15 protein-coding genes and 4 tRNA genes are annotated in these 19686 nt (G+C 40.4%); 7 read left to right on the plus strand and 12 right to left on the minus strand.

Annotated elements, in window-relative coordinates; genetic code table 11:
- The 3 genes from QT16_RS06365 to QT16_RS06375 form a co-directional block, all read left to right on the plus strand.
- Window positions 1-1763, plus strand: a 1763-nt coding sequence (locus tag QT16_RS06365) for an efflux RND transporter permease subunit (RefSeq protein ID WP_039487261.1), incomplete at its 5' end; no start/stop codon positions are given.
- 483 nt (window positions 1764-2246) lie between these two features.
- Window positions 2247-3221, plus strand: a complete 975-nt coding sequence (locus QT16_RS06370) for a hypothetical protein (RefSeq protein ID WP_039487263.1) — start codon at window positions 2247-2249, stop codon at window positions 3219-3221.
- On the plus strand, window positions 3193-3870 hold the full coding sequence (locus tag QT16_RS06375; RefSeq protein WP_238719426.1) for a hypothetical protein: 678 nt from the start codon (window positions 3193-3195) through the stop codon (window positions 3868-3870). The genes QT16_RS06370 and QT16_RS06375 overlap by 29 nt, the downstream gene beginning before the upstream one ends.
- Before the next feature lie 300 nt (window positions 3871-4170).
- Here QT16_RS06375 and nth read toward each other — a convergent pair whose 3' ends face one another.
- The 12 genes from nth to QT16_RS06435 all read right to left on the minus strand — a co-directional run bounded on the left by nth (window position 4171) and on the right by QT16_RS06435 (window position 13556).
- Window positions 4171-4833 (minus strand): endonuclease III, encoded by a 663-nt coding sequence (gene nth / locus QT16_RS06380; RefSeq protein ID WP_039487264.1) that lies wholly within the window; start codon window positions 4831-4833, stop codon window positions 4171-4173.
- Window positions 4834-4882: 49 nt separating this feature from the next.
- Complete coding sequence (locus QT16_RS06385; RefSeq protein ID WP_039487268.1) at window positions 4883-5581, minus strand: electron transport complex subunit E; 699 nt, start codon at window positions 5579-5581, stop codon at window positions 4883-4885.
- Entirely contained in the window at window positions 5578-6219 is a 642-nt protein-coding gene (rsxG, locus tag QT16_RS06390; protein WP_039487271.1) for an electron transport complex subunit RsxG, read from the minus strand. Before rsxG ends, QT16_RS06385 begins: the two co-directional genes overlap by 4 nt.
- Window positions 6216-7274, minus strand: coding sequence for an electron transport complex subunit RsxD (gene rsxD / locus QT16_RS06395; RefSeq protein ID WP_039487274.1), 1059 nt, complete (start codon window positions 7272-7274; stop codon window positions 6216-6218). Before rsxD ends, rsxG begins: the two co-directional genes overlap by 4 nt.
- Complete coding sequence (rsxC, locus tag QT16_RS06400) at window positions 7271-9727, minus strand: electron transport complex subunit RsxC (RefSeq protein WP_039487277.1); 2457 nt, start codon at window positions 9725-9727, stop codon at window positions 7271-7273. Before rsxC ends, rsxD begins: the two co-directional genes overlap by 4 nt.
- 8 nt (window positions 9728-9735) lie before the next feature.
- Window positions 9736-10290: an electron transport complex subunit RsxB gene (gene rsxB, locus QT16_RS06405; protein ID WP_007585357.1), complete on the minus strand. Its 555-nt coding sequence runs from the start codon at window positions 10288-10290 to the stop codon at window positions 9736-9738.
- A gap of 1 nt (window position 10291) precedes the next feature.
- Window positions 10292-10873 carry an electron transport complex subunit RsxA gene (gene rsxA / locus QT16_RS06410; RefSeq protein ID WP_008172491.1) on the minus strand — a complete coding sequence of 194 codons (582 nt, stop codon included), beginning with the start codon at window positions 10871-10873 and terminating at the stop codon, window positions 10292-10294.
- 212 nt (window positions 10874-11085) lie between these two features.
- Window positions 11086-13029 (minus strand): EAL domain-containing protein, encoded by a 1944-nt coding sequence (locus QT16_RS06415; RefSeq protein WP_039487283.1) that lies wholly within the window; start codon window positions 13027-13029, stop codon window positions 11086-11088.
- Window positions 13030-13177: 148 nt separating this feature from the next.
- Window positions 13178-13254 (minus strand) — tRNA-Asn (locus tag QT16_RS06420).
- A 29-nt stretch (window positions 13255-13283) separates the two neighbouring features.
- Window positions 13284-13360 (minus strand) — tRNA-Asn (locus QT16_RS06425).
- A 21-nt stretch (window positions 13361-13381) separates the two neighbouring features.
- Window positions 13382-13458, minus strand: a tRNA-Asn gene (locus QT16_RS06430).
- A gap of 21 nt (window positions 13459-13479) precedes the next feature.
- Window positions 13480-13556 (minus strand) — tRNA-Asn (locus QT16_RS06435).
- Between the two features lie 1052 nt (window positions 13557-14608).
- Here QT16_RS06435 and QT16_RS06440 point away from each other — a divergent pair.
- The 4 genes from QT16_RS06440 to QT16_RS06455 are packed head-to-tail and all read left to right on the plus strand — an operon-like array spanning window position 14609 to window position 19601.
- Window positions 14609-15988: an MATE family efflux transporter gene (locus QT16_RS06440; RefSeq protein ID WP_039487286.1), complete on the plus strand. Its 1380-nt coding sequence runs from the start codon at window positions 14609-14611 to the stop codon at window positions 15986-15988.
- Window positions 15985-17979, plus strand: a complete 1995-nt coding sequence (gene uvrB, locus QT16_RS06445) for an excinuclease ABC subunit UvrB (RefSeq protein ID WP_039487290.1) — start codon at window positions 15985-15987, stop codon at window positions 17977-17979. The genes QT16_RS06440 and uvrB overlap by 4 nt, the downstream gene beginning before the upstream one ends.
- Window positions 17980-17981: 2 nt before the next feature.
- Window positions 17982-18920: a class I SAM-dependent methyltransferase gene (locus QT16_RS06450; RefSeq protein WP_039487291.1), complete on the plus strand. Its 939-nt coding sequence runs from the start codon at window positions 17982-17984 to the stop codon at window positions 18918-18920.
- Complete coding sequence (locus QT16_RS06455; protein WP_039487293.1) at window positions 18921-19601, plus strand: tRNA (adenine(22)-N(1))-methyltransferase; 681 nt, start codon at window positions 18921-18923, stop codon at window positions 19599-19601. It abuts the gene before it with no gap.
- Window positions 19602-19686: the final 85 nt, after the last annotated feature.

Genomic DNA, 19686 nt, shown 5'->3' on the forward strand with positions numbered 1-19686 from the left:
TTTTTGCAGCTTCTATTATTTTAGTCGTATTTACGCCTTTATTTAGCTTTGAAGGTGTTGAGGCAAAGTTATTTCAACCTATGGCAATAAGCATCATTTTAGCTGTTATATCTGCTATTGTGGTTGCGTTGTTTGTTGTACCCGCTTTAGCTACTTATTTATTTAAGTCAGGTGTAAAAGAGAGGGAAAGCTTTGTTCTTAGGCCATTAGACAAACTCTACAGAAAAGGGCTTACATTCGCACTAAAACGCACCAAATTAGTCATTTCAGCCGCACTTATATTAGTTTTCTCTGCCTTTGCATTAGTTCCATTAATTGGTACTGAATTTGTACCTGAGTTAGAAGAAGGGACGATAAACTTAAGAGCAACGCTTGCACCTTCTTCCAGTTTAGATACCGCGCTCACTGTGGCACCAATTCTAGAAGAAAAACTAATGGCTTTCCCTGAAGTAACCTATGCATTAAGCCGAATTGGTCGAGCAGAAATAGGTGGAGACCCAGAGCCTGTGAATAACATCGAAATTTACATAGGGTTGAAGCCTGTTTCTGAGTGGACCAGTGCATCTAATCGATATGAACTTCAAGGAAAAATGGAGAGATCTTTAGAAGAATTCCCTGGGTTGCTACTCAACTTTTCTCAACCTATTGCGACTCGTGTCGATGAGCTACTATCTGGTGTTAAGGCTCAGTTGGCGATAAAGTTGTTTGGGCCTGAACTTGAGGTACTGGCGGCTAAAGGTCAAGAAATAGAAACAGCAATTAAAAACATTGAAGGTGCAAGGGATGTTGCATTGGAGCAAATTGCTGGTGAAGCGCAATTGGTGATAAGTCCTAACAGGCAAGAACTATCGCGCTTTGGATTGTCTGTGAGTGACATAATGGAGGTTGTGCGTGATGGTATTGGTGGTGTTGAAGCCGGACAAATAATCAATGGTAATGAACGTTATGATATTTACGTTCGCATAGAGGAAGAGTACCGAAGTAACAAAGAAGCTATTGCTGATATTCGGCTTCAATCACCTACTGGTGCTTGGGTGCGACTGGGTGACGTAGCCTCAGTCTCATTTGAGTCAGGCCCACCACAAGTTAGACGCGATGATGTACAACGAAGAGTCGTTATCCAAGCAAATGTACAAAATCGAGATATGGGAAGCGTGGTTGCCGATATCAGAACGGTAATTGCTGAAAAGGTTGACTTACCTTCAGGTTATTCTGTTTCGATTGGCGGCCAGTTCGAAAGTCAAAAACGTGCTCAAAATAGGTTAGCTATAGTTGTACCTTTATCGTTAGCACTAATCGCACTACTACTTTACTTTGCCTTTGGTTCTGTTGGTCAAGCTATGCTGATATTGGTCAACGTGCCGCTTGCTGTAATTGGCGGAGTTTTCTCCTTATATTTATCTGGACAATACTTGTCTGTACCAAGCTCCGTTGGCTTTATTACCTTATTTGGTGTAGCGGTATTGAATGGGGTCGTTATGGTAGAAAGTATCAACCAACGTATTAAAGACGGTCTAGAAGCATCTAAAGCCGTTTTTGAAGGCGCTACTTCAAGATTAAGACCTGTACTTATGACTGCTATAACATCAGCTTTAGGTTTGATACCGATGTTAATGTCTAATGGTGTTGGTGCAGAAATACAGCGCCCCTTAGCGAGTGTTATTGTTGGCGGCTTGGTAACTGCAACACTGTTAACATTATTTGTTTTACCTGTTTTATATCGCTGGTTTTCAGAGAAAAAAATAAAAGAGCTATCCAGATAAAATGACTGTGAACTCTAACCCCACGCTAAAGTCACGTTTAGCGTGGGGTTATTGAGTAGATGAACGAAAAGAAAGATTAGATTTAACAATAAACTAATAGTCATGACTGCTTTGTCGGAATATTTGTCGTTAAACAGGCCAAAGCTAACTTCCGCTTTCGTATCTTTGCAGTCTTAATCTTTATGTGTCTCAAGGTCGGCTTATGGCACTGAGCCGAACTTCGGCAAAGAGCGATAACCGGTCATTGAGATTGGCTAAATATCGTCGTTAATTCATTGGTTAAACTGCTCTTTGCGCATATATTCATGAAAATGAGCGCTGAGCGCATATTATTCAATTTTTCTTTAAAGTTTTAGAAAATTGAGTGATAAAAATACCTTAAGTTATTTGTTAAAACTATATAAAGTAGATAAATGAGCGTTAAGTCGTCAGAAATGTGCGCGATGGGCGCACTATTAAAATGTTACATTTCTCGGAGAAATTATGGATAACTGGCTCTACTCAGAGGTTCTTAAACAAGATGACCTTCGAGTTCCAACATTTGCTAGGCAGAGCACAATCAATTGGATGAAGGCTCTTCGTTTTGAAATAGTGAATGAGCATGGTGTTTCAGCTAAAGAGCAGTTTGAATCTTGTCATCGGCATTTTAAGGCTAAATACTCCAAGAGATTGACGACTTTAAATAACGGTATTGTTTTTGAGTCACTGTATTCATCATTAACCAACAGCCTTGCTTTACAAACATCTGCTAATAATGCCAGTAGTGAATCTTGGATGCTTCCCAGCTCAATAGTTAGTTGGTATTACTCTGTTTATTTTTCTGTATTATCAATGCTTGGTTCTACTGGCCAAAAAGTAGATGATAATCATGCTTCAGTTTACAGAGCTTTCGGTTCAAATTTGAGTGACCAAATGCCTCACCCTTTCAACATGAAAGCATCACATGTAAAAAACGAAGAATACGAGGCAAAGCTTCCTCGGTATGTCTCTGCGAGTAGTTTTAGCTTAAGTAAAACATTTCCAGAAAATGAAGATGCAGCAAGAGGTATGCTATTAGAGTATCTTTCTGGTAATGCTAAATACTATACATGGTTAACCAAGGACCGAATTCTTAAGAAGTCTAGTTACAGTGATTTTAGGACTAAAGCTGCTAAAGAAGATAGGAATAAACAATTACCAAAAACAGTAGGCTTTATGCACTGTGCATTTCGCTACAGAGGTAAAGCCAACTACCGTGATGGCATATATCTTACGTATGGCCAAAGCTCTGCGGCTGAAACAAAAGCATTTCTTGAAGATATGGCAGTAGTATCGAAGTTTATGTTTATTTCAGGTCTGGCACTCGCATACAGATCACCCCTAAACCCTGAAGTGGTTAAGTTCATCAACGATATAGACACAAACTTAAAAGGGATTGATAGCCTGAGCGATGATGAGTGTTTTTGGAGGGTGCTGTGAGTCAAAATGTAAAAAGCGCAAGCAGTCGGAAAACTTACTCGCTGGCGTTCCTAAATTTCCGCTGTTGCGGGCGTTACGTTTCACCAAAGAATTGAGTATGGAAGAATTTAAGAGTTTAGAAGAACTCACGGAAATGGATGAAAAGCACAACTTAATGGGTGCTATCTGTGGTTCGGTCCCAAGTTTAGAGAAGATGCATAAGTATCTTTCTCAAGAACTTCTAAATGACGAAGCTCCCGATGAGATCAAAGGGCAGTTCAATGTCGCCAAAAATATGGCCCTATACAGTTATTATTTCTATGCCCTAGCCCCTGAAGTGCATCTAAAAATCTACACGGTCATAGAGCACGCACTTAGGCTCAGGGTTAATCCGAAAAAACGGATGATGTTTAAGGCGCTTATAAATCATGCTGTTTCACAGCGCTGGATAAATGATGCTGGATTTCGTCACATAGACAATCCAAGCCCTGATAATGAATGGTGCAAATCTATGGTAGAAGTTATGCCTAGCCTAAGAAATTCCAAAGCACATGGCTCTTCCATGTTGGTTGGTGATTGTCTGCACCACATATCGTCATGTGCAGATTTTGTAAATCAGCTTTTTCCAGCAAGTAAAACACGTAACAATTCAAGCAAGAAGGACGCGTAAAAAGCGCGCGTCTCTTCTTGAGGCGTTACGACCGTCTGCTTGTGGCACAAACCGGAAATAGCTTCCAATTAACTCCGTATTTAAATTTTAGGTTTTAGCTGGGCTCTAATTAATAAATCATAATCTATTTGCAACACCTCGCTTAAATTCAAACTATTCTGAAGTTAACGCAAATTTTCAATTTAATTGGTGCTGGCCGAATAAAGGCTCATATGAGAATCAAATCGCCAGCTTCTTAAATAGAAACTAAAGATGTGACCGTTAAAAGGTTTATGCTAATTAAAAAATAACTACTCTTAACTATGACTCAGTTTTCTCTTTATAGTCACACAAATCCTCAATTATACAACTTCCACATTTTGGTTTTCTCGCTGTACACGTATAGCGCCCATGTAAAATAAACCAATGATGGAGGTTAAACATAAATTCTTTCTTATTTGGCGTATTTTTAATTATAGCCTGTTCAGTCTGCTCAACAGTCTTACCCTTAGCGTAACCAGTACGGTTTGCAAGACGTTGGATGTGAGTATCTACTGCTAAAAAGTATCTACCTTCATTATCTTTTAGCCAGCCAAAGGCTGTATTGAGTACAACATTAGCGGTTTTACGGCCAACGCCTGGTAGGGCTTCTAGGGCTTCACGATTTTCTGGCACGATGCTGTTATGTTCATCCACCAAAATTTGGCACATTTTGTACACGTTGGCAGCTTTAGAATTAAATAAGCCAATGGTTTTTATATAATCACGCAGTGTATCGTGGCCTATATCTAAAATGGCTTGTGGTGTATTAGCAACAGGGAACAACTTTCGAGTGGCTTTATTAACACCTACATCGGTAGCTTGCGCTGAAAGAGTTACTGCTACTAGCAACTCAAACGGGCTTGAATATTCAAGCTCTGTAACTGGGTGCGGGTTATCGTCGCGCAGGCGCGACAGTATTTGGTGACGTTTTTCTTTATTCATGCAACTTAAAACGTATTAGTGCTAATTGTTGCTCTAATACGTTTTCCCCTTAAGTTAAGCTAGTAACACGTGCTCGAGGGCCTTTTTCAGCCTCTGGCGGTGCAACTTGTTTTGATTTTATTTGTGCGTCAATTACGTTTTTTGCAGCAATAAGTAGCCCAAGCCCTAAAAAGGCACCCGGTGGTAAAATTGCGAGTAAAAATTGGTTATCAAAGTTAAATACTTCTATGCGCAAGCTCTGTGCCCATGGGCCAAGTAATAAGTCGGCACCGTCAAACAGTGTACCTTGGCCAATTAATTCGCGCATAGCTCCTAACACTAACAATACAGCCATAAAGCCTAAGCCCATCATTAAGCCGTCAAATGCTGATAAATGAACAGGATTTTTAGAGGCGTATGCTTCGGCGCGGCCAATAATGGCGCAGTTAGTTACAATCAACGGGATAAAAATTCCCAATGATTGATATAAACCAAAGGTATAAGCGTTCATAAGTAATTGAACTATTGTTACAAAGCCCGCGATGATCATTACAAATACAGGTATACGAATATCTTTTGGCACCCAGTTACGCACAATCGATACGGTAACATTTGAGCCTATTAGTACGAGTAAAGTTGCTAAACCTAAACCTAAGGCATTTGTTACAGTTGAGGTAACGGCAAGTAACGGGCATAAACCTAAAAGCTGCACAAGGGCAGGGTTATTTACCCATACACCTTCTTTGTATAATGTTTTTAACTCACTCATTTAGCTACCTCCATACATTCGGCATTAGGTGCTGCAAAAATATCATCAAAATTAGTTTGTGCGAATAATACGGCATTTTTAACAGAGCCCACAACAGCACGTGGCGTTATGGTTGCGCCTGTAAATTGATCAAACTGGCCGCCATCTTTTTTAACAGCCCAGCGAGCGTCTTCTTCGCCTTCAACCGTTAAGCTTTTAAATGTTGTGATCCAAAGTGATTTTTTAACTTCTACTTTGTCGCCTAAACCAGGGGTTTCTTCGTGTTTAGTCGTACGCACGCCAGCAATAGTGCCATCGCTTAATACCGCTGTTAATAAGTTAATATCGCCACTGTAGCCGTTTGGCGTAATATGCCTAATAACAACAGCGACTGGTTTATTGTTTTTACGAGCACGGTAAATTACTTGATTTGCGTACGGGCCTAGTTTTTCGTCAGTAATAATCACGCAATCTTGTGATAATTGATTGTCGTACGATTTTGGGTCGAGCACTTCTTGTAGCTGCGCAGTAAGTTGTAGCTGTTCTTGCTCTGCAATTTTATCGGCAGTAAGTGCATTGATCGAGGCAACTAAGCCTGTTGTTGCTAATGCAAACGCAGTTAAAATAGCACCATTTTTAGCCATTGACGAAATGATCATTTTACTGCTCCGTGGCCATAAGTACGCGGCTGTGTGTAGTAGTCTATTAGCGGCACTGCAATATTAATCAATAATACGCTAAATGCGATGGCATCAGGAAAACCACCAAAGGTACGAATTAAATAAATTAGTAAGCCAATTAGCGCGCCATAAATTAAGCGCCCTTTGTTAGTTGTTGCTGCAGATACCGGATCGGTTGCTATGAAAAAGGCTCCCATCATAGTGGCACCACTTAATAAGTGAAATAGGGTGCCCGGCTCTGTGCCTGGTGATGCGATATAACCAATAGCACTACATACAGCTAAAGTTACGATAAAACTAACAGGAATATGCCAGTTAATTATTTTTGCTTTTAATAAGTATAAACCACCGGCTAAAAAGCCTAAGTTAACCCAGGCCCAACCAAGGCCAGCCCATTCGTTAAATATTGGCTTTTGCATGCTTTCGGTAACGGTTAAACCGTGGGCTATGTCTGTTTTAACAGTATCCAGCGGTGTTGCCATTGTTAGGCCATCAACCCCTGCACGTACTTGATCAAGGCTAAACCCAGAGGCCGTAAAATCGGTGAATATTAGCCTTAGCTGATCAGCAAAGCCTATTGGCGTATTTATTAAATCGGTGACAGGCAACCATGCGGTCATTTGTACCGGAAACGAAACTAAAAGCAGTACATAAGCTGCCATTGCTGGATTGAATAAGTTAAACCCAAGGCCGCCATAAAGCTGTTTAACTATAACAATAGAAAATAAACAGCCAATCACGATTATCCACCAAGGCGCAAGTGGCGGAATACTCAATGCCAATAACACGGCAGTAAGCCACGCACTGCCATCACTTAATGCAGGCCAAACAGGGCGCTTTCGTATTAGCATTATTGCAGCTTCAAATACGCTTACAGCAACAAGCGCTAGTACCAGTTGAATAAGTACACCTGTTCCAAAAAAGAAAACTTGAGCAATTAGCCCAGGAATACACGCAGCAATAACGCTAAGCATTAATCGCGTTAACGATTTATGGCTGTGATTATGCGGCGAACTGGCCATGGTTAATTTCATGACTGATTATTTCCTTCTTTTTGTAACTTTTTAGCTTTTGCTCTCGCAATTGCAGCAGCCACGGCGGCTTTTTTCTTATCGTCGGCTGATTTAGGTTTATCTGCGTTAATAAGAACTGATGAGTCATCGGTGTTACTTTCTGCACTCTTAGGTGCTGCGCTATCAACTTGTAGCTCTTGGGGCTGAGTTTGTTCGGTATCTTCTAGTGCTTTAGCCGCTTTTTTAGCTTTAGCACGAGCTATGGCCGCAGCTACCGCTGCTTTTTTATCATCAACGGGCGTATCGCTTTGTGGCTCTTCACTTGTGGCTTGCTCGGCTTCTTCTAATGCTTTAGCTGCTTTTTTAGCTTTAGCACGAGCTATGGCCGCCGCTACGGCTGCCTTTTTATCATCAACAGGGGCATCAGTTTGTGGCGCTTCACTCACGGTTTGCTCAGCTTCTTCTAATGCTTTAGCCGCTTTTTTAGCTTTTGCACGAGCTATGGCCGCCGCTACAGCTGCTTTTTTATCATCAGCAGGCGTATCGCTTTGTGGCGCTTCACTCACGGTTTGCTCAGCTTCTTCTAATGCTTTAGCCGCTTTTTTAGCTTTTGCACGAGCTATGGCCGCCGCTACCGCTGCTTTTTTATCATCAACGGGTGCCGCGCTTTGTGGCTCTTCATTTGTTGCTTGTTCAGCGTTATCTAATGCTTGTGCTGCTTTTTTAGCTTTAGCGCGAGCAATGGCTGCAGCGACTGCTGATTTTTTATCATCAACGGGTGCAGTCTCGGCCGATTCATCTGTTTGAGATTTTTGCTCTTTATATTTACGCGCTTGTTCTTTACGTAGTGCGCGTTCTTTTGCTACTTCGCTGTTATCTGGCTCTAGTTCTTCGCCTTGTTGCTTTTTAGCTTTAGCGCGTGCAATAGCGGCAGCAACAGCTGATTTTTCATCGCCGTTATCTGATTTATTTTTAACACGGGCTAGTGCCTCAGCTACTTTTTGCTTTTCGTCAGCAGATTTAGCCGCAGGTTTACGTTTATGACGGTTTTGGCGTTCTTCTTGCTCACGCTCTAAACGTTCTTTTCGGGCATCAAAACGCTCTTTTGCTCTGTCGGCTTTAATTTTGTCAGCTTGTTGTTCTTTAATTTCAACTTTGGCTATACGGTAGTACTGTACAAGAGGGATTTCACTTGGGCACACATAGGCACAAGCACCACATTCAATACAATCAAATAAATTGTGCTCTTGTAGTTTGTCGTACTCTTTTGATTTAGCAAACCACTGCAATTGTTGTGGCAATAAAGAAGCAGGGCAAGCATCAGCACAGGCACTACAACGTATACAGGCTTTTTCAGGGCCGGGCTCCGCTAGCTCTTTATGATCAGGCGCTAAAATACAGTTGGTTGTTTTAACTATGCCAATACGTACTGTGGGTAGTGTAAAGCCCATCATTGGGCCGCCCATCACAACACTTTGCTGCGGTACAGGCGAGAAACCTTGGCAATCTAGTAAATGCTTTATTTCAGTACCAAGCAGTGCCCATACATTTCCAGGTTTATGAATAGTGTTGCCTGTTACTGTAACTATACGCTCAATTAGCGGTTTGCCTTCATAAACGGCTTGTTGTACGGCAAACAAAGTACCCGTGTTATGCACTAAAATACCAATATCGGCAGGAATACCAATGCTAGGAACTTCACGGTTAGTAAGTAATTTAATTAATTGCTTTTCACCGCCAGATGGATAAATAGTTGGCACCGTTTGAATAATAATTTTTGAGTTATGCTCAGCTGCTTGCTTCATTGCTGCAATAGCTTCAGGCTTGTTATCTTCTATACCCACAATGCACAGTGTTGGGTTTAAAAGTTGCTGCATTATTTCAATGCCTTGGATAACTTCTTTAGCGTGTTCGCGCATTAAAACGTCATCGGCAGTAATATAAGGTTCGCACTCAACAGCATTTACAATCAAAAATTCGATAGGTTGCTTGGTATCTGCTTTTACATAAGTAGGAAAACCAGCACCACCCATACCGCTAATACCGGCTTGGTGAATAATATTTATAAGCTCATCATGACTAAGCTCAGCAGGATTTTTATTTTTATTTAGAGCTACCCATTCGTCTTTGCCGTCTGGTTCAATAATAACACTTAGTTCTGGCAGGGCCGATGGATGTGCTGATGGCATAGGTGCAATATCAGTAACCACACCAGAGCTTGGCGCATGCACAGGTACCGACCAGTTAGCAGCAGGCTCTGTTAGTGGTTGGCCTTTTAAGACGTATTGGCCTTTTTCTACAAGTAACTTACCGTTTGCGCCTATGTGTTGCTTAAGCGCAACAATGAGTTTATCGGGCAAAGGTAGGCGAGTGATACTCGCACTATTAGAGAGTGATTTTTGTTGTGGTGGGTGTATGCCGCCAGGAAATGCCCACACGGTGCCTTTTTTTATTTGTTCAAGTAACTTGTCCACTCAAACCTCTAATCTATTTGTGTAACAGGAATAGCGTCTAGCTGCCATTTCCAGTTTTGTTTAGTTTCGGCTACAGGTAGCATATCAATGCAATCTACAGGGCAAGGCTCAACACATAAATCACAGCCAGTACATTCATCAATTAAAACGGTATGCATTTGACGAGTTGCGCCTAAAATAGCGTCAACTGGGCAGGCTTGAATACATTTGGTACAGCCAATACATTCATCTTCGCGAATATAAGCCACTGTTTTTATAGGTTCTGCTTGCTCGCCACCGGCAAGTGGTTTTTCATCAACCCCCATTAAGCCGGCAAGCTTTTTCATGGTTGATTCGCCGCCTGGTGGGCATTTATTTATTTCATCGCCATTAGCTATGGCTTCGGCGTAAGGGCGACAACCCGGGTAGCCACATTGTCCGCATTGAGTTTGCGGCAAAATAGTATCAATTTGCTCAACAATAGGGTTACCTTCAACGCGAAAGCGAATTGCTGCAAACCCTAAAATAAGTCCAAAAATGAGTGCTAGCGAACCAATCGCTATCAAGGCATAAAACAAGGTCATATTAAAACTTCACTAATCCAGTAAAACCCATAAACGCCATCGACATTAAGCCTGCAGTGATCATTGCAATAGAGGCGCCTTTAAAAGGCGTAGGAACGTCAGCAGCTGCTAAACGCTCTCGTAGTGCTGCAAACAATACAAGCACTAAAGAAAAACCAACCGCAGCACCAAAACCATATACCGCAGATTGTAAAAACGAATGATCTTCTTTGATATTTAATAAAGCCACACCTAATACCGCACAGTTAGTGGTGATCAGCGGTAAAAATATGCCTAATAAACGATATAGGGTAGGGCTGGTTTTACGCACAACCATTTCGGTAAATTGCACTACAACGGCAATCACTAAAATAAAGCTCATGGTGCGTAAAAAGGCGATATCCAGAGGGATTAAAATATATTGATTAACTAAATAGCTAGTTACAGAGGCAAGGGTAAGCACAAACGTGGTTGCCAAAGACATACCAATCGCCGTATCAAGCTTACCTGATACGCCCATAAACGGACATAAGCCTAAAAATTGTACTAATACAAAGTTATTAACCAGAACGGTTCCAATCAATAACAAGACATATTCTGTCATGTGTGCCTCACGCTATTAAAGTCCTGCTTATTATCCTTTTTTCTGCCCCGATAAACAACATTTGCGAGTCGTTATCAGTTAAATAAACGCAAGGACAAACATATTGATCACAAGGCTGTAAAATTAATGTGATTTTGATGTAAGGAATTAGTCAAATAGCAGAAACAAAAAAAGAGCAACGAATGCTCTTTTTTGTATTAATTGAAAACTAATTAAATGTCTTTAGGTTTTTCTATGTAATAACCTTGAACGCCATCTAAACACAACGTTTCTATAATGTGTTTCTCTTCTTGGCTCTCAACGCCTTCAGCAAATACGCTAACACCAATGCGGTGGGCTAAATCGACCATTAAGCGCATAAAGTACTGATTATTTTTATCATCTTCTAGGCCGCGAGTATAACTTGCATCCATTTTAATAAAATCAGGTTTTAAATCGCGGAAAAACTTAAATGAAGTTAAGCCAACACCAAAACGTTCAACAGTTACGCGTGCGCCAACACGGTGAACCATGTCGATAAAGCGCTTACTAGCTTTGATGTTTTGCTGTAAACCAAACTCGCTCACCTCAAATACTAGTTTAGATGCAATATGCGTATCTTTCAATAATCGGCGCTCTAGCCAAATTACAAACTGATCGTTGTGTGCACTTGAGGCTGTTACGTTTAAACCAAAAAACTTTTCAGATAAATTACGGCTTTTAACTTTTTCAAGAGAAGAGTCGATGATCAGGCGATCAATTTCTATTGCCATATCAAGTTTTTCGGCCATCGCTAAAAAAGAAGCGGTAGGCAGTACTTGATTGTCTTCTGTTTTAAATCGAACTTGTACTTCAGCGTAGGCTTTTATGCTTTTACCAAGCGGCATAATGTTTTGCATCACTAAATGCACACGCTTAGATTCAATAACTTCCTTAATAACCTTACGCCAGTTTTGATTACCAAACCCCGCACTTACGTTATTAACTAAATCGGTTTCGCGTTGTACATGCCATGCATTCACTTGTTTTGACTGCGCCATGCTCATCGCGTTATCAACAACAGAAAGTAGTTCGCCTAACGGTTTACCTTTTTCGTAACCTACAATACCCGTATTAGCTACCGAGCTTAACTCTTGGTTTTGTTGGTACTGCGTGAAGCGCGATTGCAGGTTTTCACCAAAGCGCTCAGCTTCTTTTAAAGGAATGTGGGGTAGTACTACCGCAAAATCAGAGCTGTTTAATCTAAATACTTGGCTACCCGTGTAAGTGCCGCTTATGTGCTTAATAATATCAGCAACGCCTTTAACGTACTCGTCACCTTTTTGATAACCACGGCTTTGGTTTATAGCTTGTAGTTCGCTACAACGAACCATAGCTAAAGAGCCAAATGTACTTTGCTCAGTGTTTTCAATATTTTTTTCGTAGTACTCAACAAACATATTACGATTACCAAGCGAGGTAATTACATCTTTGTACGCTTCATGCTTGATAGTCATAGCAGCGCTTTGTATGTCTTCGTTTTTGTTTTTTAAAAAATGTGATAACCGATTAAAACTAGGTACTAAATCTTTTCCCATTTTTTTCAATCGAGTGCCATCTAGTGCTGTTTCTAAATCATTATCAAGTTGGTTTTGATTGATATAAATATCGATAATGTCAGCAACTGTTGTACTTATATTTTTATTTAAATGATAAAAAATAGATTTCATTAGAATTATTGGAATAATAACTAAAATGGCAGAAATCAAAATAACAATAAAAAGGGACGTTTGTAGCTGCGACGCTAAATGCTCAATGTTAAGTACAAATTCAACTTTTATATCTGCGGCATCGTTTACAGCAAACTGTGGGCGTACAGAGTTAAAGTTAGAGAGTACAAAATCAGCAAACATTGGTAATTGAGTAGGGGGGTTAATGCTAAATACTTCAGCACCTTGGTAATCTCTTAGAGTAAAGCTTGAAAACGTATTACCATCTGCAATTGATTGTTTTAAATTTTGAGCAGAAATATCGTCTAAAGAAAGGTCATTAATATACTTAGTAACAGTTGTTTGTGCATTTTTTTGTGCATCACTTACCGCAGTATCAAAGCTTATAGATATGAAGTAGCTTCCTGCTGCAACACACAATAACCAAGAGATAATTTGTATAAAAATAAGTTTTTTAAATCCAGCCATGTTTTCAGTCTTTTAATAATCAAAAGGGAAGGAATCAAGTCCTTGATTAATAAACTAAGTACAGCGCATTAAAGAATTAAACTAATGCTTTAGTTATATAAATAAGAGTAGTGGAAATAGCTTGGAATGTCTATGAAATTCTTAGAATTGGCTCCCCCTCCCCGACTCGAACGGGGGACCTGCGGATTAACAGTCCGTCGCTCTAACCAACTGAGCTAAGGGGGAACTAAAGTGCTGATATTATTATGATGATTTGGCTCCCCCTCCCCGACTCGAACGGGGGACCTGCGGATTAACAGTCCGTCGCTCTAACCAACTGAGCTAAGGGGGAACTACATCATAAACATAAACTTGGCTCCCCCTCCCCGACTCGAACGGGGGACCTGCGGATTAACAGTCCGTCGCTCTAACCAACTGAGCTAAGGGGGAATCGTTTATGGTTGAAAAACTTGGCTCCCCCTCCCCGACTCGAACGGGGGACCTGCGGATTAACAGTCCGTCGCTCTAACCAACTGAGCTAAGGGGGAAGCGTCTTGCCTTTCAACGGGGCGAAATATTAATGACCGAGCCGCAAAGTGTCAACATATAAAAGTCATAAATTGAAAAAAGAGGTTTATTCGTTGTTTTTGTGTTCGATCTGCGTGATTTATAGCTCTATTAAAGCTATTTTTTTGAGAATTTAAGAATACTAATGCGAGTTTTATTATTGTTGAGTCTTTAAATTGGTTAAATTAAACACGCCATTAAAGCCACTTGTAATTAAAAAACAACTCAAAAACATAAAATTTCATTTTTTACTTTGGGGTATTCTTCGTATTTATTTACTTTTTTATTTTAATTTTCTAAAAATATACCTGCACGAATAGTCATAAAAGTATTTTCCCTCTTAATAGTGATCCAATTTTGATCTATAAATTGAGTATTTATTATCTTCGCTCAAAAATAGAACAATCAATAACTTAACTTTGTATTAAACGTTTTTTATTTACTAACGTATAACTATGTTAAGAAGAAAAATCGGCAAGCTTGCGTTTTCAGTGTGAGTTTATAAAAATGCCACAAATTAGCAAATCATCAATTGGTTGGACCTCAGAGAAAATTGCGAGTCTCTCAAGGCCTTTATAAATGCGGCTTTGAATGAGTTATCCACGGTTTCTGTGGATAACTCTGTTTATGAAACTTTAAGAACATCATCGGCACCAATGTTTTAGGGTGCTACAACGATTTCAAGCTTTTAAATCACTATTTTTTATTCATTGTAAAACAGTAGGTTATGTTTTGGTGGCTAATAGATGTAACTCCATGAATGAATTTTTTCGTAACGATAAACCAAGTAGTTGCTTTGTGTAAAAAAGCATCAGATAACACAGGGTGTTTGTAATAAAAGTTATAAAAATGTGTTTTAATTGTTTTTTGGCGTGTTTAGGCTCTATTTTAACAAAAAGATGTAAAAATCAAGTTTTACTATTTTTTAGAATATTTACTTCCGTAATTACGTCAATTGTAGTGATAAATCCGTGGCTTGAACTGCCTTGATGCTTTAAAATGATTCGTTCAGTAAAAGAGGCCTATTTATTTCATGCGCGCAATTTCAAAATCTCAGACTCGCCCAGATTTACTAAACGATCCTATCTTGTCTACATTAAAGACGATGACCATACCGATGATATTCGGCATGATCACACTAATGATGTTCAATATTGTAGACACCTTTTTTATAAGTTTACTTGGCACCGAACCATTAGCTGCCGTGAGCTTTACATTTCCGGTTACTTTTACCGTTATCAGCTTAGCAATAGGGCTGGGGATCGGTACATCAGCAGTAATAGCGAAAGCGCTCGGCAGTAATAAAATTGATGAAGCACGTTTTGATGCCAGTATTTCTTTAATGGTTGGTGTGGTTTTGGTTATTGTGTTGTCATCTGTTGGATATTTACTGATTGACCCCATATTTACTTTGCTAGGAGCGGGCGCACAAGTATTGCCGTTAATACACGAATACATGAATGTATGGTTTATCGGTAGCGTATTTTTAATAACCCCAATGATTGGTAATTCGGTACTGCGTGCCAGCGGTGATACCAAAACGCCAAGTATAGTAATGGGCGGAGCCGGGCTGATAAACGCCGTACTTGACCCAATACTTATATTTGGCTTTGGGCCGGTACCCGCGTTAGGAATTCAAGGCGCTGCCATAGCAAGTGTTGTTGCATGGTCGGTCGCTGTGGTTATTATTTTATATATATTAGCGGTTAAAAAACGTTTGTTGAGTCTCAAAGCGGGCAAGCAAACTGTAACTGGCGCTATTCGTAAAATATTAAAAATTGGTTTACCTGCTGCAGGTGCAAACATGCTTACACCCGTTGCAATGGCTGTAATGACCGCCTTAGTAGCGCATCATGGGCCAGAAGCCGTGGCCGCATTTGGAGTGGGAAGCCGGATAGAATCTATTGCAAGTATTTTAGTGCTTGCGCTATCGATGACATTACCGCCATTTGTGAGTCAAAACTTTGGGGCTGGCAAATTATGCCGTGTTAAAGAAGCGTATACCGGCACACTAAAATTTGTGATGGTATGGCAATTTGCCATTTACGTATTACTAATTGCATTTTCAGGTGTAATAAGCCAATTATTTGGTAAAGAACAAGCCGTAATAGATGTAATTAAGCTCTTTATTTATACCATCCCACTAAGCTATGGCTTACAAGGGGTGATCATATTATCAAACTCATCGTTTAATGCTTTACACAAACCAATGAACGCATTGGTACTAAGCGTTATTCGTTTATTCATATTTTATGTACCATTTGCTTATATCGGCAACGAAATAGCCGGATTATTAGGGTTATTTATAGGCGCTGCCATAGGTAATTTATTTACAGCAATAGTGGCATATAAATGGTTTATGAAAAAACTAGAAGCGCTGAGCGGCGAATCGTTACAGGAGTGCAATAATTGAGCGACCATTTTCAGTTAAAATCACATTTCAAACCAGCAGGCGATCAGCCTACCGCCATTAAACAGCTATGCGAAGGGTTAGAAGCGGGGCTTGCACACCAAACGTTATTAGGTGCCACCGGTACAGGTAAAACCTTTACTATGGCCAATATTATTAGCGATTTAAATCGTCCAACAATAATAATGGCGCACAATAAAACATTGGCTGCGCAGCTATACGGCGAGATGAAAGAGTTTTTTCCTAAAAACGCGGTTGAATACTTTGTATCGTATTACGATTACTACCAGCCAGAAGCCTATGTTGTATCTAGCGACACATTTATTGAAAAAGATGCTTCGATAAATGAGCACATAGAGCAAATGCGTTTAAGTGCGACCAAAGCATTGCTTGAGCGTCGCGACACCATTATTGTGGCATCGGTATCGGCTATTTATGGTTTGGGTGACCCTAAATCGTACATGAAAATGATGCTGCTTTTAAAAGTGGGCGAAAAAGTCGATCAACGCGACATGCTACGCCGCCTTGCTGAAATACAATATACCCGTAATGATATAGATTTTAGCCGAGGTACATACCGTGTACGTGGCGAAGTAGTTGATATATTCCCAGCAGAATCAGACACTTTTGCTGTACGTGTAGAAATGTTTGATGATGAAATAGAACGCTTAAGTATTTTTGACCCGCTTACCGGTGCAATTGAAAAGCACATAGTACGCGCTACTATTTATCCTAAAACGCACTATGTTACCCCGCGTGAAAAAATACTTGGCGCTATCGAAAAAATAAAAGAAGAACTAAAAGAGCGACGCGCCCAGTTACTCAGTGCAAACAAGTTAGTAGAAGAGCAACGTGTAGCACAGCGAACGCAATACGATATAGAAATGATGACCGAGCTTGGTTATTGCTCGGGTATAGAAAACTACAGCCGTTATTTATCGGGTCGTACGCCAGGCGATCCGCCGCCAACATTGCTTGATTACCTACCTGATGACGCATTAATGATTATTGATGAATCGCATGTAACCGTATCGCAAATTGGCGCAATGTATAAAGGCGACAGAAGCCGTAAAGAAAACCTTGTTGAGTATGGTTTTAGAATGCCCTCAGCAATGGATAATAGGCCACTGCGCTTTGAAGAATTTGAAGCCATAGCACCACAAACTATTTATGTATCGGCAACGCCTGGCGACTTTGAGTTAGAGCGCTGCGCGGGCGAAATAGCAGAGCAAGTAATTCGCCCAACAGGGCTGCTCGACCCACTTATAGAAGTACGCCCTGTGGGCGATCAGGTTGATGATTTACTCTCAGAAATATACAAAAGTGTGGAGAAGGGCGAACGCGTACTGGTAACTACACTTACTAAACGTATGTCTGAGGATTTAACAGACTACCTAAGCGAGCATAATGTAAAAGTACGTTACTTACATTCAGACATTGATACCGTTGAGCGCGTAGAAATAATTCGTGATTTACGAGCAGGCGTGTTTGACGTGTTAGTGGGCATTAACTTACTGCGAGAAGGCCTTGATATGCCAGAAGTGGCACTTGTTGCCATACTTGATGCTGACAAAGAGGGTTTTTTACGCTCGGCTCGCTCGCTGATACAAACCATTGGCCGTGCTGCGCGTCACTTAGATGGCCGCGCTATTTTATATGGCGACAGAATTACAAAATCAATGGCAAAAGCCATGGACGAAACAGCACGCAGACGCGAAATTCAGCATGCATACAACGTTGAGCACGGTATAGAGCCTCATGCTCTGGCTAAAAAAATACTTGATGTAATGGATGTAGGCGAAGAAGCGGCTCCTAAAGACAACCTTAAACTTATTCGTAAAGAGTCTAAAAAGGTTCTTAGTGCGAAAGAAATTGCCGTGCAAATTAAGCAGCTTGAAACCAAAATGCATGCATACGCAAGCGACCTAGAATTTGAAAAAGCGGGCTCTGTTCGCGATGAAATACATGAACTACAACAACAGTTGATTAATTAAAAATGACAGCAAACTTTACACCTCTTATTACTGCGCTTGAAGACGCGCCAATTTTAAAAAATGAACTGTGTCGTGTTTTTCATGGCCGAGGCCACAGCGTCGAAGCATTAAGCCATATTAATTTAGACTTTTACCCGCCCAGTTTATTTTTGGTTTCGTACGATGAAATTGATGAGCAAACACTAAGCGAGCTCACCAATGTTGTGTGGCAGTGGGCACAAAAAAACCAGCCTGAGCTTATTACGTCACTTGTGTACCAGCAGCGTGCTGGCGTACAAAGCCAAAACACCGTGGTTTATGGGCAATTACCTAACCCACATGTTGTAACCGAAAATGGCATTCGCTTTTTGGTTGATTTACAAAGCCGCCAAAATACCGGAATATTTCCCGATATGCGCAGCGGCCGTGAATTTGTAATGGCTAACAGCAAGCATGGCAAAGTGCTTAATTTGTTTTCGTATACATGTGGGTTTTCGCTTGCCGCCATGCAAGGCGGGGCAGATCATGTGATGAACATGGATATGAGCAAAGGCGTGCTTAAAGTCGGCAAGCAAAACCATCAACTAAATGGTTTTGAGCGCGGCGTCAGTTTTTTACCTCACGATATTTTAAAATCGTTTGGAAAACTAAAAAAAGCAGCCCCGTTTGATTTAATAATAGTTGATCCGCCAAGCTTTCAAAAAGGCAGCTTTATATTAACTAAAGACTATCAAAAAGTGCTGCGCAGGTTGCCAGAGCTACTTTGCGATACCACACAATTACTATTGTGTGCGAATAGCCCAGAGCTTGGCGAAGATGCATTTAAAGCATTAATAAACGAGAACACCCAAGGCGCAATTGAATTTGTTGAGCGCCTAGCCCCCACCGAGCGTTTTATTGAAGTAGACAGCGACAAAAGTTTAAAAGCGCTTGTCTATAAAACGTCACAAATACCTGCTTAAATGAAGCTCAGTAAACGCCTAACTGCCATTGATAAATTAATTTCGCAGCATCACGATATTATTTGGGATTGTTGCTGCGACCATGGTTATTTAGGCATGGCGCTATTAAAACGCGCAGCTGCAAACCACGTTATTTTTGTAGATATAGTCGCCACTTTAATGAACGATTTAGAAGCGCAATTATCATCTATTAATAAATTACAAAAAACCTGTGATAAAAATCCGCAGTGGCAGGTCTTATGTCAGGATGTAGGCAAAATAGAAATTACTCAAAGTAAAAGCCAAGTAGTTGTAATAGCAGGTGTTGGCGGTGAGCTATTGTTAAGTTTAGTACAACAAATTATTGCTAATAACGCAGTGGAGCATTTAAATAATGTTCGGTTTATTTTATGCCCAGTGCATCACACTTATAAGTTGCGAGTGGGTTTAAAACAACTTGGTTTAGGGCTTGTAAGTGAGCAAATAGTTTACGACAACAAACGTTTTTATGAAGTGATTGAAGTGAGCTTTAGTACCAATATTGAGATTAGCCATACCGGCAACAAAATGTGGGACTTTGCTAGTACAGAGCACGATATGTACCAACGGCAACTCATAAATCATTATAATAAAATGCTCAATAAAGATAAGCCATACTATCAAAAAGTTATAACAGACTATCAAGAACTCACCGATAGTTAAAAAAGCCCAAAAGTAGGGCGTACATGTGATCTAATTACGACATTGACGACGTAATGTGTTCATAGTTTATATCGCACAACGCGAG

Source organism: Pseudoalteromonas distincta (assembly GCF_000814675.1).
Classification (GTDB): Bacteria; Pseudomonadota; Gammaproteobacteria; order Enterobacterales; family Alteromonadaceae; genus Pseudoalteromonas; species Pseudoalteromonas distincta.